General features: G+C 60.8%; 11 protein-coding genes. 6 read left to right on the top strand and 5 right to left on the bottom strand.

The annotated features are described in order from the left end of the window. Positions 1-89 precede the first annotated feature (89 nt). Complete coding sequence (nirD, locus tag ACI2KB_RS04045) at positions 90-467, bottom strand: nitrite reductase small subunit NirD (protein WP_404631590.1); 378 nt, start codon at positions 465-467, stop codon at positions 90-92. Continuing rightward, entirely contained in the window at positions 464-3,022 is a 2,559-nt protein-coding gene (nirB, locus tag ACI2KB_RS04040) for a nitrite reductase large subunit NirB (protein WP_404631588.1), read from the bottom strand. The genes nirD and nirB overlap by 4 nt, the downstream gene beginning before the upstream one ends. Positions 3,023-3,538: 516 nt before the next feature. Here nirB and ACI2KB_RS04035 point away from each other — a divergent pair. Beyond that, positions 3,539-7,336: a molybdopterin-dependent oxidoreductase gene (locus ACI2KB_RS04035; protein ID WP_404631586.1), complete on the top strand. Its 3,798-nt coding sequence runs from the start codon at positions 3,539-3,541 to the stop codon at positions 7,334-7,336. Between the two features lie 248 nt (positions 7,337-7,584). Beyond that, positions 7,585-8,043 (top strand): REP-associated tyrosine transposase, encoded by a 459-nt coding sequence (locus ACI2KB_RS04030; protein ID WP_404631584.1) that lies wholly within the window; start codon positions 7,585-7,587, stop codon positions 8,041-8,043. A gap of 140 nt (positions 8,044-8,183) precedes the next feature. Here ACI2KB_RS04030 and ACI2KB_RS04025 read toward each other — a convergent pair whose 3' ends face one another. Next, positions 8,184-9,110, bottom strand: coding sequence for a 2-hydroxyacid dehydrogenase (locus ACI2KB_RS04025; RefSeq protein WP_404631582.1), 927 nt, complete (start codon positions 9,108-9,110; stop codon positions 8,184-8,186). A 109-nt stretch (positions 9,111-9,219) separates the two neighbouring features. Next, complete coding sequence (locus ACI2KB_RS04020; RefSeq protein ID WP_404631580.1) at positions 9,220-10,299, bottom strand: tartrate dehydrogenase; 1,080 nt, start codon at positions 10,297-10,299, stop codon at positions 9,220-9,222. Between the two features lie 111 nt (positions 10,300-10,410). On the opposite strand from ACI2KB_RS04020, the gene ACI2KB_RS04015 reads away from it, so the two are divergent. From ACI2KB_RS04015 to ACI2KB_RS04005, 3 genes are all read left to right on the top strand, one after another. Continuing rightward, entirely contained in the window at positions 10,411-11,322 is a 912-nt protein-coding gene (locus ACI2KB_RS04015; RefSeq protein WP_404631578.1) for a LysR substrate-binding domain-containing protein, read from the top strand. A 334-nt stretch (positions 11,323-11,656) separates the two neighbouring features. Next, positions 11,657-12,709 carry an ABC transporter substrate-binding protein gene (locus ACI2KB_RS04010; RefSeq protein ID WP_404631576.1) on the top strand — a complete coding sequence of 351 codons (1,053 nt, stop codon included), beginning with the start codon at positions 11,657-11,659 and terminating at the stop codon, positions 12,707-12,709. 15 nt (positions 12,710-12,724) lie between these two features. Continuing rightward, positions 12,725-14,422, top strand: coding sequence for a GMC family oxidoreductase (locus ACI2KB_RS04005; RefSeq protein ID WP_404631574.1), 1,698 nt, complete (start codon positions 12,725-12,727; stop codon positions 14,420-14,422). Positions 14,423-14,583: 161 nt separating this feature from the next. Here the strand turns inward: ACI2KB_RS04005 and ACI2KB_RS04000 are convergent, their stop codons facing one another. Further along, on the bottom strand, positions 14,584-16,011 hold the full coding sequence (locus tag ACI2KB_RS04000; protein WP_404631572.1) for an aldehyde dehydrogenase family protein: 1,428 nt from the start codon (positions 16,009-16,011) through the stop codon (positions 14,584-14,586). A gap of 147 nt (positions 16,012-16,158) precedes the next feature. On the opposite strand from ACI2KB_RS04000, the gene ACI2KB_RS03995 reads away from it, so the two are divergent. Then, positions 16,159-17,106, top strand: a complete 948-nt coding sequence (locus ACI2KB_RS03995; protein WP_404631570.1) for a LysR family transcriptional regulator — start codon at positions 16,159-16,161, stop codon at positions 17,104-17,106. Positions 17,107-17,123: the final 17 nt, after the last annotated feature.

The following is a 17,123-nucleotide window of genomic DNA, read 5'->3' as shown; positions in this document are numbered from 1 at the left end:
CTGGCGAAGGCGTCGTGTCAGGCGATACTTTCGTATCAGAGGCACCGCATTCGCCAGCAAGCCGGCTCCCACAGGTTGTGGACCTGCCGCTACCCCACATCCACCTCCACCACATCGCCACTCAACCGCACCGGCCAGGTCCTCAACTTCAACGCCGGATCTTCCAGGCACAACCCATCCTCCAGCCGGTAATGCTGTTTATATAGAGGTGAGGCGATCACCAGGCTGCCCGCGACACTGCCCACCAGTCCGCGCCCGATCACGTTCACACCCGACACCGGATCACGGTTATCGACGGCAAACAACTGCGGCGTCCCGCTGATGCAGGCGACGTAAAACAACGCCACTTGCTGGTTACCCACCAGCGCGACGACGCCGGAGTTGAGCACCAGGTCGTCACGGGCGCACACCGCGCGCCAGGCTTGGGTCTTGGAAAGGTCCATCATCACTGCACCGGTCGGGCTCATCGTGCGATCTCCACAGGAATCAGGTTGAGTTCATGGCTGCGCGCCGGACGACGCTGGCTGCGTTCCTTGACGAAATGGATGTCCGGGTCGGCGCTTTTATCGTTGACGAACGTGCGGAAGCGCTTGAGCTTTTCCGGGCTCTTGAGGGCGTTGGCCCATTCGCATTCGTAACGGTCGACCACCAGTTGCATCTGTTCCTCCAGTTCGGCGGCCAGCCCCAGGCTGTCGTCGATGACCACGGCCTTGAGGTAATCCAGCCCGCCCTCCAGCGATTCGCGCCATACCGACGTGCGTTGTAACTTGTCAGCGGTGCGGATGTAGAACATCAGCACCCGGTCGATGTAGCGAATCAGCGTTTCGTCATCCAGGTCCGTGGCGAACAGCTCGGCGTGACGCGGGCGCATGCCGCCATTGCCACAGACATACAGGTTCCAGCCGTTCTCGGTGGCAATCACCCCGATGTCCTTGCTCTGCGCTTCGGCGCATTCTCGGGTGCAGCCCGACACCGCGAACTTCAATTTATGAGGCGAGCGCAGCCCCTTGTAACGATCCTCGATGTTCAAAGCCATTTGCACGCTGTCCTGCACGCCATAGCGACACCAGGTGCTGCCTACACAAGACTTTACCGTGCGCGTCGATTTGCCATAGGCATGCCCGGTTTCGAACCCGGCGGCGATCAGTTCGGCCCAGATGTCCGGCAATTCGTGCAACTGCGCGCCAAACAGGTCGATGCGCTGCCCGCCGGTAATCTTGGTGTACAGGTCGTATTTCTTCGCCACGGCACCAATGGCGATCAGGCCCTCGGGGGTGATTTCACCCGCCGGAATGCGCGGGACCACCGAATAGGTGCCGTTCTTCTGCATGTTGGCCATGAACGTGTCGTTGGTGTCCTGCAATGGCACCAGCGATGGGTCCATGATCGGCTTGTTCCAGCAAGACGCAAGGATCGAGCCGACCGCTGGCTTGCAGATGTCGCAACCAAGATGGCCCTTGCCGTGACGAGTGAGCATGTCTTCGAATGTTTCGATTTTTTCGACCCGAGCGAAGGCGTATAGCTCCTGACGGGTGTAGGCGAAGTGCTCGCACAGGCTTTTGTCTACGGCCACGCCGCGAGCGGTCAGTTCGTGTTCGAACACACTTTTCAACAACGCCGCGCAGCCGCCGCAACCGGTGGCAGCCTTGGTGCAGGCCTTGATGCCAGCGAGGTCGGTGCAACCGCCGTCGATGGCCGAGCAGATCGAGGCTTTGCTGACGTTGTGGCAGGAGCAGATGGTGGCCGTCGCAGGCAAGGCGTCGGCGCCGAGTGTCGGCGCGCCTTCGCTTTGCGGCATGATCAGGCTCGACGGATCGGCGGGCAGCTTGATGCCGTTTTGGGCGTATTGCAGCAGGGTGTCGTAGTAACTGTTGTCGCCGACCAGCACAGCGCCCAGCACCTGTTTGCCATCCGCCGACACGACCAGACGCCGATAACTGGCTGTGGCTTCGTCGATGAAGCGGTAACTGCGTGCACCGGTCAATGCGCCGTGGGCGTCGCCAATCGAGGCGACGTCCACACCCAGCAGCTTGAGCTTGGTCGACATGTCAGCGCCGAAGAACGGCTGGGCGTCCTGCTCACACAACTGCGCGGCGACATTGCGCGCCATCTGATACCCCGGCGCAACCAGGCCGAACACGCTGCCATTCCATGCGGCGCATTCGCCGATGGCGAAGATGTCGGCGTCGCTGGTGCGGCAGTGCTCATCGATGGCGATGCCACCGCGCGGCCCGAGTTCCAGTGCGCACTGGCGGGCGAGGGCGTCTTGCGGGCGAATGCCTGCGGAAAACACGATCAGGTCGGTTTCGAGGAATTCGTCCTCGGCGAAATTCATGCGATAGCGGTACTCCTCGCCTCGGGTGATCGACTGCGTGGCGCGGGACAGGTGCACGCCGACGCCGAGGGCCTCGATGCGTGTTTTTAATGCGGCACCGCCGAAATCGTCCAGTTGCACCGGCATCAGGCGTGGGGCGAATTCGACGACATGAGCTTCCAGGCCAAGGGATTTCAGCGCATTGGCCGCTTCCAGTCCCAACAGCCCGCCGCCGACCACCACGCCGCGTTTCGCTTGGCTGGCAGCGGCGCGGAGGGTGTCCAGGTCGTCGAGGGTGCGATACACCAGACGCGAGTGCCCCTCAGCGCCTTCAATTGGGGGCACGAACGGGTAAGAGCCCGTCGCCAGGACCAGCTTGTCGTAGCTGAAGCAGCCTTGGGCAGTGATGACCTCGCGCCGAACCCGGTCGATTTCCAGCACCGGAACGCCCAGATGCAGGGTCAGCCCGGCCTGCTCATATAAAGAAGCGTCGCTCAGGGCCAGGGATTCGGCATCGCGCCCGCCGAAGTATTCGGAGAGGTGCACGCGGTCGTAGGCGCGCTGACCTTCCTCGCCAAAGACGTGAATGCGATAACGGTTTAGTGCGCCTGCGGCGATCAATTGTTCGACGCAGTGGTGTCCGACCATGCCGTTACCAACCACGATCAGGGTTTGCACAGCGTCAAGAGGGGCGACTGGGGTGTTCATATCGAATCCGGCCTCGGCTCGTCAGGTTTTTTGAAAGCAAAAAAAAGGCGCCCGGAACCGTTGGGTTCCAGGCGCCTTTGCCTGTTCTGTTATGCGGTGCCGCCCGACCACGCTGTCGACGGAACCTATGTGGCCCGAGGGCGAATCGTCGTTGACTGGCCGGGGCTGCCAGCGTTGTGTGTGGCTGGGCTTGGGGATGAGGGAAGCAATGGGTGTGCCAGAGCGCGGGCAAGCCACGCTCCTACGGCCTACGGCCAGAAACGTCACTGCGTCGGCACATAAAAGGTGCATTTATCCGCTGAGTCGCCCCAGGTTGTGGCGAGGACGGCCTTCAATATCCGGCGTCGCGAGCCGCGCGCCCATGTCACATCATGTGCAGGATAACTGGCCTACTGTTTGCAACCCCCTCCACACAGGCAATCAACGCCGATTGCCCACTTCACGACAAAGGCGCCGTGTGCTCCCCGTTTTCGACGGTGGAGAACAAGGCGCTTTTTTGTTTTCGGGAAGGTGGGTATGGCGAGCAGCGTGCGAAGTGTGTGTCCTTATTGTGGTGTCGGTTGCGGCATCGTGATGCAGGTCGAGAACAACCGGGTGATCAAGGTCAGCGGCGACAAGGCCCATCCGACCAACTTCGGCCGTCTGTGCACCAAGGGCACGACCTGCGGTCAGGCGATTGCCGAGTCAGGGCGCATGGAATCGGCCTACGTTCGCGATCAACGCCAGCAAGACCCGGTGCAAACCGGCATCGACGCTGCGATCAGCGAAACCGCCCGGCGCCTGCGCGCGATCCTCGACCGCGACGGGCCTGACGCGCTGGCCTTTTATGTCTCCGGGCAAATGTCGCTGGAGGCTCAGTACCTGGCCAACAAGCTGGCCAAGGGCTTTGTGCGCACGAACAACATCGAATCCAACTCGCGGCTGTGCATGGCCAGTGCGGGCAGTGGCTACAAACTGTCCCTCGGTTCGGACGGTCCGCCCGGTTCCTATGATGATTTCGACAAGGCCGATGTGTTCTTCGTGATCGGCGCGAACATGGCCGACTGTCACCCGATCCTGTTCCTGCGCATGATGGACCGGGTCAAGGCCGGGGCGAAGCTGATCGTTGTCGATCCCCGCCGCAGTGCCACCGCCGATAAAGCCGATCTGTTTTTACAGATCAAACCCGGCACCGATCTGGCCTTGCTCAACGGCCTGCTGCACTTGCTGCTGATCAATGGTGACATCGATGCGGCGTTCATCGCGGCCTACACCCAAGGCTGGGAGGTGATGCCCGAGTTTCTCGCCGACTACACGCCGGAAAAAGTCGCGCAACTCACCGGTCTGGCAGAGCGCGACATTCGTCAGGCGGCGCAGATGATCGGCCAGGCGCCTGAATGGATGAGCTGCTGGACCATGGGCCTGAACCAGAGCACCCACGGCACCTGGAACACTAATGCGCTGTGCAACCTGCATTTGGCGACGGGGGCGGTCTGTCGTCCTGGCAGCGGACCTTTTTCCCTGACCGGCCAGCCCAACGCCATGGGCGGCCGGGAAATGGGCTACATGGGGCCAGGACTTCCAGGGCAGCGCTCGGTGCTCGTCGAACAAGACCGCAGCTTTATTGAGCGCCTGTGGGCGATCCCCCAAGGCAGCCTCGGTCATGCGCTCGGTGGCGGCACCCTCGACATGTTCCAGCAGATGCGCGACGGCGTGATCAAGGCCTGCTGGATCATCTGCACCAACCCGGTGGCCAGCGTCGCCAATCGCTCGACCGTGATCGATGCGCTGCAAACCGCCGAATTGGTGATCACTCAAGATGCCTTTCTCGACACCGAAACCAATCGCTACGCCGACATTCTTCTGCCCGGCGCGCTGTGGTCTGAGGCGGAGGGCGTGATGATCAATTCCGAGCGCAATATCAACCTCACGCAGAAAGCCGTCGATGCTCCCGGCGATGCGTTGCCGGATTGGCAGATCATCGCCCGCGTGGCCTGCGAAATGGGCTTTGCCGAGGCGTTCAGCTATGCGTCTGCCGAAGCGGTGTTCGAGGAAATCAAACAGGCCTGGAATCCGAAGACCGGTTACGACATTCGTGGCGCCTCGTATTCGCGCTTGCGTGAGCAACCGCTGCAATGGCCGATTGCGCTCGACGCCGAGGGCACGCGCAACCCGATTCGCTACCTCAACAATGGCACCAGCCAAACCGTGAAGCACGACGAACAGGGCCGGCGCCCGGCCATTGTTTTTGCCACGCCATCCGGCAAGGCGCAGTTCCTGCCGCGCCCGCACAGGCTGCCCGCCGAGATGCCCAGCGATGCCTTTCCAATAGTGCTCAACACCGGCCGCGTGCAGCACCAGTGGCACACGCTGACCAAGACCGGCAAAGTCGCGACCCTGAACACACTCAATCCCGGCCCCTTCGTCGAGATTCATCCCGAGGATGCCGAGAGGCTGGGTATTGTCGACAAGGACGCCGTGGAAGTGCGTTCGGTGCGAGGTCACGCCGTATTACCTGCTGTGGTGACGGACAGGGTGCTGCCCGGCAACTGCTTCACGCCGTTTCACTGGAACGACGTGTACGGCGAGAATCTGGCCATCAACGCTGTGACCAGCGACGCCATCGATCCGATCTCCCAGCAGCCCGAATTCAAGTGTTGCGCGGTGGCGTTGAAGAAGGTCGAGTTGATTGGCCATCGTTTTCTCGATTTGCCGCAGGCCGATGATGACGAGGAAGCCGCACTGGAAGGTGAACCATTGCTGACCCTGCTCTGGGCCTCGCAGACGGGCAACGCCGAGACACTGGCCAAGGGCTTCGGCAGCCGGTTAAGAGCAGCAGGCGTGCCAGTACAGGTGTCAGCGATGGACAGCTATCCGCTGAGCCGTTTGAGCGAGGCGAAGTATGTTGCGCTGATCAGCAGCACCTTTGGCGACGGGGATTCACCGGACAATGGGCAAGGGTTCTGGCAGGCACTGACTGCACGGCAAGAGCGCCTTGAATCGCTGCGTTATGCCGTGTTGGCGCTGGGCGATCCCAGTTATGAAAGTTTCTGCCAGCACGGCAAGAATCTGGATCTGCGTCTGGCGACATTGGGCGCATTGCCACTGACGCCGCGCGTGGATTGCGACGGGGATTTTCAGGATCAGGCCAAGGGCTGGTTCAAGGCCTTGCAACAGGCGCTGGCGTTGAATGTACCGGATATCGAAGCGGCTGAACCTCGGAATGGACAGCCCACTCGCTCGCGTCCCCATGCCGCCCGGCTTTCTATTAATCGCCGATTGAACGGGGAGGGCGCAGGCAAGGACACTCGCCAGTTCGCCCTGACGCTGGGGGATTCGGGCATGACCTATGAAGCGGGCGATGCGCTGGGCGTGTGGCCGCGCAACTGCCCGGCGTTGGTGGATGAACTGCTGGAACTGACGGGGTTGTCGGGTGAACAGGCGGTCCACGTGGCCAAGGCGGGGGATGTCTCGCTGCGCGAGGCGTTATCGGGGCACTTCGAGATTGCCCGCCCTGCTGCCGAAGCGCTGGGTTTCATTGCGCAGCGCAGCGGCAGTCAGGAGCTGAAAACGTTACTTAGCGAACCTTTCAAGGGTGAGTTGAAAAGCTGGCTGTGGGGGCGGCAACTGGCGGATGTGCTGCGCGAGTTTCCCCTGCGCTGCTCGGCTCAGGATTTGCTTACACACCTCAAGCCGTTACAGCCTCGGCTGTACTCGATTGCGTCCAGTTCCAAGGTTCATCCCGATGCCGTTCATTTGACGGTTTCGGCAGTGCGTTATGGCAAACGCAAAGGTGTGTCATCGACCTTTCTGGCGGACCGGGCCGAGGATTGCGAGGTGCCGATCTTCCTGCAACCCACCCAGCATTTCCGCCCGCCCGCTGACGGGGATGTGCCGATGATCATGATCGGACCTGGCACTGGCGTCGCGCCGTTTCGCGCGTTTTTGCAGGAGCGCCAGGCGCGCGGGGATCGGGGGCGTAACTGGCTGTTTTTTGGTGAACAGCATGCGGCGACCGACTTTTATTACCGCGATGAACTGGAAACCATGCAGAAAAACGGCTTGCTGACGAACCTGAGCCTGGCGTTCTCGCGGGACCAGGCGGAGAAAATCTACGTCCAGCACCGCATCCGCGAGCAAGGCGCCGAACTGTGGCGTTGGATGCAGGAGGGCGCGGGGATCTACATCTGTGGCGACGCGACTTACATGGCCAAGGATGTCGATCAGGCCCTGCGTGATGTGATTGGCGAGCAGGGCGGGATGAGCGCGGAACGTGCTGCCGAGCATTTGCAGGAAATGGCGGCGCAGAAGCGTTACGTGCGGGATGTGTATTGAGCTGATCGCTCTCTGGCGATTTGTGTTGCTTGATAAATCGCTTTCGCCAGCAAGCCGGCTCCCACAGGATTCGTGTTGATCCCGAATTTACGGCTTGACGCAGATCATTGTGGGAGCCGACTTGCTGGCGATAGCGTCGGTGAGATCACAGCAGGGTCTAGCTGTTTACATCCTGATCCAGACTTTCCGTCCAGCTGTAAATGCCTCCGCTAGCCTGTTATGCCACCCAGCGCTTGAGGAAGAAATGGATGACGGAACCCGCCCAATCCAGACGACTACGCACAGGCCGTTACTCTCAAACCAGCCAGATCTATTCGATTACTGCGACCACTCACAACCGAACGCATTTTTTCAATGATTGGCGGGTGGGCCGCTTACTGGTTCATCAGCTTCGTCAGGTACAAGAAGAAGGGCTGGCCGACTCGCTGGCGTGGGTGGTGATGCCGGATCATTTTCATTGGTTGATGGAGCTGAAACGAGGAGAGCTGGCAGCGGCTGTGTTGGCGGTCAAGTCCCGCACGGCGAGGGTTGTGAATGCTTACCTGGGGCGATCTGGTCAGTTCTGGCAGCGCAGTTTCCATGACCGGGCGATTCGTCGTGAAGAAGATATGTTGGCGGTGGCACGCTACATCGTTGCTAATCCGATTCGAGCAGGGTTGGTCAAGCGAGTGCAGGATTATCCGTTGTGGGATGCAGTGTGGGTCTGATGAGCATGTGTTGTCTGATCTACCGGTATCGCCAGCAAGCCGGCTCCCACAGGGTTTGCGTCGAGAATGAAATATGGATTCGGCGCGATAACCTGTGGGAGCCGGCTTGCTGGCGATAGCGGTGTATCTGACGCCACAGGTCAATACCCCTGATCCCGCGCAATTTCACCCTCCATCCTTTCCCCATTTTGATGCCGTCGGATGTTCGCCAGCAGCACGTCGAATGCCGTCTCCGGTGAGGTGTTTGCGCCGATGTGCGGGGTCAGCCAGATGTGGGGGTGGTGCCAGAACGGGTGATCCGTCGAGGGCGGTTCGTCGTTCAACACGTCAATGACGGCATGGCTCAACTGCCCGCTGGCCAACGCATCTAGAAGATCATGTTCGACCAGATGCCCACCGCGCCCCAGGTTGATCAATTGCGCACCCTTGGGCATCGCGTTGAAGGTATTGGCGTTGAGAACGCCGCGCGTATCGTCAGTTAGCGGTAGCAGGCAGATCAGAATGTCGCAGTGCGCGAGAAAATCCGGCAACTGGCCTGAACCGGAAAAACATTGCACGCCCGGAATGTCCTTCTGCGACCTGGCCCAGCCGCTCAGTTCGAAGCCGAACGGGCGCAGAGCCTCCAGCGACGCCACGCCGAGATTCCCCAATCCCATCACGCCAACGCGGCGTCTTCTGGCCGGTGTCAGTTCGTGTTCCTGCCATTGCTGGTCACGTTGTTGTTGCAGGTACAGCGGGATGTCCCGATGCAGGCTCAACACCGCAAAGCAGGCGTATTCCACGATGCCCTGAGCGATGCCGGGGTCCAGCATGCGCACGACTTTGATGTGCTCGGGCAATTCACCCAGATCAAACTGATCGACCCCCGCCGATGTGGCGAAGATCACTTCAAGGTTCGGGAAGCGCTCATGCAGATTCTGCGGCGGCTGCCAGGCGGCAAAATAGCGAACTTCTGAAGGTTCACCTATTTCTGGCCACAGGCGCAGGTCGATATCCGGAGCGTGGGTTTCGAACAGGGATTTCCACGCGAGACCGCGGGCATCGGGGACTTTGAACAGGAGCGCCATCGGCTTTCTCGCATCACTCGGGGAAGGTAGGCCCCACGATGCCAGAACCGTACGCAACAATCTCCCGAATCACAGCCTGTGAACGGGAGATTGCGCGTTTTCTGCCGAATCAGACCGCAGCGGCGATGGCCTTGCCCAGCGCTTCGGTGTTGCCGGTGCCGCCGATGTCGCGGGTCAGTGGCGCGTCTTGCGGCCCCATCGACAGCACGCTTTCGATGGCTGCCAGCACAGCCGCGCCCGCTTCCGGCTGGCCGAGATGATCGAGCATCATTGCGCCGCACCAGATCTGCCCGATGGGGTTGGCGATGCCTTTGCCCGCGATGTCCGGCGCAGAGCCGTGCACGGGTTCGAACAGGCTGGGGAAGGTGCGCTCGGGGTTGATGTTGGCCGACGGCGCGATGCCGATGGTGCCGGTGCAGGCCGGGCCGAGGTCGGAGAGGATGTCGCCGAACAGGTTGCTGGCCACCACCACGTCGAACCAGTCAGGGTGCAGGACGAAGTTCGCGGTGAGGATGTCGATGTGGTACTTGTCGACGTTCACGTCCGGGTACTGCTTGCCCATTTCCGCGACGCGTTCGTCCCAGTACGGCATGGTGATGGCGATGCCGTTGGATTTGGTGGCCGAGGTCAGGTGCTTCTTCGGACGGCTCTGGGCCATGTCGTAGGCGAACTTGAGAATCCGGTCGACACCGACGCGGGTCATCACCGTTTCCTGCAACACGATTTCGCGCTCGGTGCCGGGAAACATCTTGCCGCCGACGCTGGAATATTCACCCTCGGTGTTTTCACGCACCACCCAGAAGTCGATATCGCCGGGCTTGCGGTGGGCCAGTGGCGCTTTCACGCCAGGCATCAGGCGGCAGGGGCGCAGGTTGACGTACTGGTCGAACTCGCGACGGAACTGCAACAGCGAATCCCATAGGGAAATGTGATCGGGCACCACATCCGGCCAGCCAACGGCGCCGAAGTAGATCGCGTCGTAACCCTTGAGCAGTTCGAACCAGTTGTCCGGCATCATCTTGCCGTGAGCGAGGTAGTAATCGGCGCTGGCGAAATCGAACCAGTCCCATTGCAGGTCCAGGTTGTGTTTGGCGGCCACGGCGTCGAGCACCCGCACGCCTTCGGGCATGACTTCCTTGCCGATGCCATCGCCGGGAATCACTGCAATTTTGTACTGGGCTTTGCTCATGGGGATTCTCCTGCTGGGGATTGAAAGGCAATGGCGGCCAGTGTATGCAGTGTTTCTGGATTAATAATTGGTCTGAAAAGAAAGCCATTCTTAGATTTTAGGAAAGAGTCCGTGAGCGCGATCGACGACCTGAGTTTCTTCCAGCACGTGGCAACGCGAGGCAGCCTGACTGAAGTGGCCCGGCATCTGGGCTTGTCGTTGCCCGCCGTGAGCAAGCGTTTGAGCCAACTGGAAGCGCGGCTGGGGGTGCAGCTGTTGCAGCGCACCACTCGGCGTTTGTCGCTGACGCCCGAAGGTTCGCAATACCTGGAAGGCGGGCGACCGATTTTGCGTCAGCTTGAAGAACTGGAAAGCGCACTCAATGCGCGCCAGGCCACGTTGCGGGGGCGTTTGCGGATCAATGGCACACTCGGGTTTGGCCGACGACATCTGGCGCCCGTGGTCTCGGAATTCGCGCGTTTGCACCCGGAGCTGGAGATATCCCTTGAGCTGACCAGCCAGCCCTTGAGTCTGCTGGACGACCAGTTCGACGTCGGTTTGTGCATGGGCGAGCCGCCGGATTCGCGTCTGATCGGCGTGCGGCTGTTGGAGAATCCGCGCATTCTCTGCGCATCACCAAGATACCTTGAAGCTATGCCTGAACCTGTATCGGTGGCCGATCTGGCGCGGCATAACTGCATCGTGTTGCGCCAGTTCGGCAGCGATTACGCGATCTGGCGTTTTCACAAAGACGGTCAGGAGTTCTCTCACAAGGTCAGTGGCACGCTGTCGAGCAACGACGGCGAAGTCGCGGTGAGTCTGGCGCTGGAAGGTCATGGATTGATTTTGCGATCACGTTGGGACGTGCAGGAGCATCTGGAATCCGGTCGATTGCGCGCCGTCTTGACGGACCATCAGGCCCCACGGGGCGACATCTTCGCGGTGTATCAGCATCGCCGACACATTCCGCAACGCATCTCGGTGTTCGTGCAGCACTTGGCCGGAGCGCTGGGCAAGCGCTTGCCGTTTGCTGCGATTCGGTGACCTTCTCTGAGTCTGTTAGATATTCCGAGATAGAGCCCATCCCCCTTGTGGGAGCTGGCATGCTGGCGAAAGCGGTGGGCCAGTGATGGGTAAGTCGGCTGACACAACGCATTCGCCAGCAAGCCGGTTCCCACATATTAAGTGCATGACTTGAGATTATGTTTGCCCTGACTATTCGTGCATTGCCCCCCAGCGTCATGCTCTTGTAACGTCCAGATGTCCCGCTCGGTCCAACAACAAGAAAATCTGAGCAGCGCATGACAGTGCAGGGTGTCTTTCAGGTTTTTTAGCTGCCGAATCAAGCCGAGTTAAATCACGTCCAGGATGATTTGCCATGAAAACCTTGTCTGTTGCTGCAGCGTTCGGTTCCGTCTTATCCCTGTTGAGCCTGTCGGTGGCTTGCGCGTCTTCGGCGCTGGCAGCTGATCAAATCACCTTTGTCTCCCAAGGCGGCGCCTATCAGGAAGCCCAGACCAAGGCCATTCTGGACCCCGCAGCCAAATCCCTGAACATGACCATCAAACAGGACAGCGCGCCGGACGCCTGGCCGATGGTCAAGGCCATGGGCGATGCGAAAAAGCCGGTGTGGGACGTGATCGATACCCCACCGTCGAACTGCGTACGCGGCGGCAACGAGGGCCTGATCGAACCCCTCGATCTGAGCAAGATGCCGAATGTGCAAAAGGTCCCCGAGCAGTACCGCACGCCTTATTCGGTGGCCTACGAGTTCTATTCGTCGGTGATCGGCTACAACAAGAAAACCCTGAAAAAAGTCCCGCAGACCTGGGCCGAATTCTGGGACGTGAAAAACTTCCCCGGCACCCGCGCCCTGCGTAATGACCCGATGAGCACCCTCGAAGCTGCTTTGCTTTCTGATGGCGTGCCACGGGACAAACTCTACCCGCTGGACGTTGACCGGGCCTACAAGCGCCTGGAGCAGATCAAGCCGAATATCGCGGTGTGGTGGACCTCCGGCGGGCAGTCGGCGCAACTGCTGGCGGACGGCGAAGTCGACATGCTGATGATCTGGAATGGCCGCGCCAGCGCCGTTCAGAAAACCAACCCTGACGTGGCCTTCACCTACAACGACGGCCTGTTACAAAACACCCAGTTGTGCATCCTCAAAGACGCACCGAACTACGCGGCGGCGGTCAAGTTCATCAACGAAGCGCTGTCCCCTGAATTGCAGGCCAACCTGCCGCTATACATCGACTACGGCCCAGGTAACCCGGCTGCATTCGCCACTGGAAAAATCACCGAGCAGCGTGCGAAAGAACTGCCAAGCTCGCCGGACAACGCCGCGAAACAGGCGCTGATGTCCGAAGAGTGGTGGGCGTCGGCAGCCGGGATTGCGGCCAAGGATCGCTGGCTGAAGTTCGTTCAGTAAGTGTGGGGCAAGTCGATGATCGATTACCTGATTCTCGGCGGCGGGTCGGCGGGTTGCGTGCTCGCCGCACGGCTTTCCGAGGACCCGAACGTCAACGTCTGCCTGATCGAAGCGGGGCGGGACATTTCCCTGCATACCATGCCCGCCGCCATCCGCAGTCGCTATCCGGGGCGGGCGTACCTCGACGTCAGTAACATCTGGCAGCGCCTCACGGCCTTCATGGTCAAGGGCGCGACGGCGAATCGGCGGTATGAACAGGCGCGGATTCTCGGTGGCGGTTCGGCCATCAACGCGCTGATGACCAACCGTGGCGCGCCTGCGGACTATGACGAATGGCAACAACTCGGCGCCGAAGGCTGGAACTGGGCCAACTGCCTGCCGTACTTTCGCAAGCTGGAAAACGACACGGATTTCAGTGGCCCGCAGCATGCAGAGCGGCATGGTAATCACGGCCCGGTGCGGATTTGTCGTACGCCCGCCGAGCGTCTTTCTCCCTTCGTCAAAGCGGTGATCAAGGTGCTCGCCGGACAAGGTCTCGCCCACAAGGCGGACCAGAACGGGCCTTGGGAAGACGGCACTTACGTGGGGGCGATCGGAGTCAGCGAACAGGGCGAGCGGATTCCTACATCGGTGTGCTACCTGACCGATGACGTGCGGCGACGCAGCAATCTGACCATCCGCACTCAGTGCGTGGTGGATCGTGTGCTGTTCAAGGCGCGTCGGGCTGTCGGTGCGCAGATCATCGGCAGCGACAGCCGGGTGGAGTTACTGATGGCCAAGGAAGTGATCCTTTGCGCCGGGGCGATTCACAGCCCGGCGATTCTGCTGCGCAGCGGCGTTGGGCCTGCCGAGGAGTTGAACGCGCTGGGCATTCCGGTGGTGGCGGATCGTCTCGGCGTCGGTGGAAATCTGATGGAACATCCCTCGATTGCGGTGTCGGCGTTGCTCACGCGTCAGGGGCGCACGCCGTTTCCTGATGAGCATCACGAGCAGGCCATCGTGCGGTTTTCATCGGGTGTACAAGATGCGCCTGTCGGTGACATGCACGGCGCGATCCTGTCCCGTTCGGGCTGGCATTCGATTGGCTATCGGATGGGCACGATCTTTTTCTGGGTCAATAAATCCTACTCACGGGGGCGTTTGCGTCTGACGTCGAAAGATCCTCAGGACGAGCCGGATGTGAGCTTTGGCATGCTCTCGGATGCGCGGGATCTGGAACGCATGAAGCAGGCGTTACGCTTCGGTGCGCAGACCTTATTGGACGATGCGCTGAGCGATCAGCGCAGCGTGGTGTTTCCGTCCAGCTATTCGCCGCGCGTGGCAAAAGTGGCGATGCCTGGGGTATTCAATGGGATTCAGCGTGGGCTTTTGAGTGCGCTGCTGGACATCGCCGGGCCGCTGCGGGGGCTGTTGATTCATGGATCGGTGACCCAAGGCGTGACCCTGAAGAAGCTGCTGACGGATGATCAGGCGTTGACCGAGTTTGTGCGTCGCAATGTCGGTGGGACCTGGCATCCATCGGGCACTTGTCGCATGGGACGTGTCGATGATCCTTTGGCGGTGACGACAGCCGACGGCCGGGTGATCGGTGTTGAGGGATTGCGCGTGTGCGATGCGTCGTTGATGCCGTCGATTCCCTGCGCGAACACCAACGTGCCGACGATCATGATGGCTGAGCGAATTGCCGATTTGATCAAGGCGCAGGCTTTTTGATCGATTGTTCCCACGCGGAGCGTGGGAACGATCAACTGGGTGACGGCCCATTCGCCAGCAAGCCGGCTCCCACGGGTTCGGCGTCGAACAACAGGACTGGGTCCAAACACGGTCATTGTGGGAGCCGCCTTGGTGGCGAAAGCGGCAGTGAAGCTACCGAATCACGGCCCCCACCCCACAATCCCCTTGGTTTCCAGGAACGCCTCCAGCCCCCACTCGGCGTATTCGCGCCCATTGCCTGACTGCTTGTACCCGCCAAACGGCGCCGCCGCATCCCACGCGGGGTAGTTGACGTAGACGCTCCCGGCGCGCATTTGCAGGGCAATATTCCGCGCCCGTTGCAGGTCTGACGATTGCACGTACGCGGCCAGACCGAACACGCTGTCGTTGGCCATGCGCACGGCTTCGGCTTCGTTCTCATAAGTCTGGATCACCAACACCGGGCCGAAGATTTCCTCGCGGGCGATGGTCATGTTCTGGGTCACGTTGGCAAAAATTGTTGGCTGCACGTAGTAGCCTTTTGGCAAGTGATCGGGGCGCCCCAAACCACCGCAGACCCGTTGCGCGCCTTCATCGAGACCGATGGCGATCATCCGCTGAATCGCATCGAACTGCCGCTCGCTGATCACCGGTCCCAGCGTCGTGCCGTCTTCACTTGGCGCGCCGACACGATACGCCGCCGCCGCACGACGGGCGATCTCGACAGCCTGTTCCTGCAACGCCGCAGGCACCAGCATCCGCGTCGGCGCGTTGCACGACTGGCCGCTGTTGCTGAAGCAGCTGTTCACCCCGGCCGTCACGGCCGATTCCAGGTCTACGTCATCCAGCAGAATGTTCGCCGATTTACCCCCCAGTTCCTGGTGCACCCGCTTGACCGTCGGCGCAGCCAAACGCGCAATTTCTACACCTGCCCGCGTGGAGCCGGTGAACGACACCATGTCCACTTCGGGGTGCGCCGACAGTGCGGCGCCCACCACTGGACCGTCACCGTTGATCAGGTTGAACACCCCCGGTGGCACGCCCGCTTCATGCATCACTTCAGCAAACAGCAGCGCGTTGAGCGGTGCGATTTCACTGGGCTTGAGCACCATGGTGCAGCCTGCCGCCAGTGCCGGGGCGACCTTACAGACGATCTGGTTGATGGGCCAGTTCCAAGGCGTGATCAATGCGACCACGCCCACGGGTTCCTGATTGATCAGCGTGGTGCCGCGGGTTTTCTGAAATTCGAAGGTGTCGAGGGTGTTCAGCAACTGCTCCAGATGAAACTTGCCGATGCCGGCCTGCCAGCCATGGGACAAGCCTTTGGGGGCGCCGACTTCTCGCACGATGACCTCGGCGATTTCGTCATACCGCGCCATGAAACACTCCAGAACCCGTTGCAGCAGTTGTTTGCGCTGCGCAGGCGTTGTGCTGGCGAATGCCGGAAATGCGCGTCGGGCCGCCTGCACCGCGGCTTCGACATCGGCCACCGTGCCCATGGCGATTTCGCTGAACGCCTGTTCGGTGGCCGGGTCGATCACCGCGAGCCTGTCGTTGCCACGGGGTTTCACCCATTGGCCATCGATGTAAAACTTCAGCGCGTTATCCATAGAAACGAAAGCCTCATGAGGTAAAGGAGGGCGCGGTTTGACTGCTGTTTTCCGACAGTGATTTCACGCGCAGAACGCGACAAGAGTAGGCTCGGTTTTTTTCAGGCGACAATTTACTAATAGTTGGATTGAGCATAATCTCAGGTCATGTCTAATTTACGTCGCAAGCTCCCCAGTTCCAGCTCATTATTCGTCTTCGAAGCGGCCGCGCGATGTGGCAGCTTCACGCGGGCGGCGGATGAACTGTGTGTCAGCCAACCGGCGGTCAGCCGCATGTTGTCGCGCCTGGAAGAGCACCTCGGCGTGCAGTTGTTCGAACGGGTGCGAGGTGGTGCGCGGCTGACTGAAAGCGGCAGCATCTTGTACCGTCGGGTGCAGGAAGGCTTCAGCACCATCGAGTCGGCGATCAGCGAGATCGAAGCCCGCGCCACCGGGATCGAAACCGTCACGTTGTCCGTTTCAACGGCGTTCACCACCCACTGGCTGATGCCGCGCATGCGCCGTTTCAGCGAGCGTTTTCCCACGGTCGACATGCGTTACCAGCTGATGTCCGGACGCATTGGCGGGCCTTTGGTGGACGTCGATCTGGGCATGCGCTATCTGGAAGCCAGTAGTCTGAGAGCCACGGATTCACTGGTCATTCCAGAAATCGTCCTGCCGGTTTGCAACCCGCAGTACCTCGCCGATGTGGTGCAGGGAAAGGGCAAAAAGCAGGTGCCGACGCTGATCAGCATGGACAATCAGGACCGCAGCTGGGCAGCGGATTTCGAGACGCCGGGGCGCGCCGATAACGCGTTGGTGTTCTCCGATTACGCGGTGGTGGTGCAGGCTGCGCTGCTTGGTCAGGGCATTGCGCTGGGCTGGTTGAACGTGGTCTCCAACTCGCTGTGCAAGGGTGAGCTGGTGCCTGCGAGCGAAGGAATTCGAGTCATGTCGCGACGCTGCTGCCTGGTCGTGCCGAGCAATCGTCCGGTGCGCCCGGTGGTGGAACAGGTACGCGACTGGATCATCGAAGAAATGCGTGCCGACCTGCGCGCCATCGACGCCCTTTATCCGCATTTGGGGCTGGCGGCGACCCTCGATTCGACCCTCTGAGCACACCTGCGGCACGT

The sequence above is a fragment of the Pseudomonas sp. NPDC088444 genome (assembly GCF_044900175.1).
Lineage (GTDB): Bacteria > Pseudomonadota > Gammaproteobacteria > Pseudomonadales > Pseudomonadaceae > Aquipseudomonas.
The sequence above is the reverse complement of the archived record's forward strand: the minus strand, read 5'-3'. Positions and strand labels throughout refer to the sequence as shown.

Coding starts and splice junctions, on each gene's coding strand:
- nirD (WP_404631590.1), bottom strand. CDS start 467: ATGAGCCCGACCGGTGCAGTGATGATGGACCTTTCCAAGACCCAAGCC.
- nirB (WP_404631588.1), bottom strand. CDS start 3,022: ATGAACACCCCAGTCGCCCCTCTTGACGCTGTGCAAACCCTGATCGTG.
- ACI2KB_RS04035 (WP_404631586.1), top strand. CDS start 3,539: ATGGCGAGCAGCGTGCGAAGTGTGTGTCCTTATTGTGGTGTCGGTTGC.
- ACI2KB_RS04030 (WP_404631584.1), top strand. CDS start 7,585: ATGACGGAACCCGCCCAATCCAGACGACTACGCACAGGCCGTTACTCT.
- ACI2KB_RS04025 (WP_404631582.1), bottom strand. CDS start 9,110: ATGGCGCTCCTGTTCAAAGTCCCCGATGCCCGCGGTCTCGCGTGGAAA.
- ACI2KB_RS04020 (WP_404631580.1), bottom strand. CDS start 10,299: ATGAGCAAAGCCCAGTACAAAATTGCAGTGATTCCCGGCGATGGCATC.
- ACI2KB_RS04010 (WP_404631576.1), top strand. CDS start 11,657: ATGAAAACCTTGTCTGTTGCTGCAGCGTTCGGTTCCGTCTTATCCCTG.
- ACI2KB_RS04005 (WP_404631574.1), top strand. CDS start 12,725: ATGATCGATTACCTGATTCTCGGCGGCGGGTCGGCGGGTTGCGTGCTC.
- ACI2KB_RS04000 (WP_404631572.1), bottom strand. CDS start 16,011: ATGGATAACGCGCTGAAGTTTTACATCGATGGCCAATGGGTGAAACCC.
- ACI2KB_RS03995 (WP_404631570.1), top strand. CDS start 16,159: ATGTCTAATTTACGTCGCAAGCTCCCCAGTTCCAGCTCATTATTCGTC.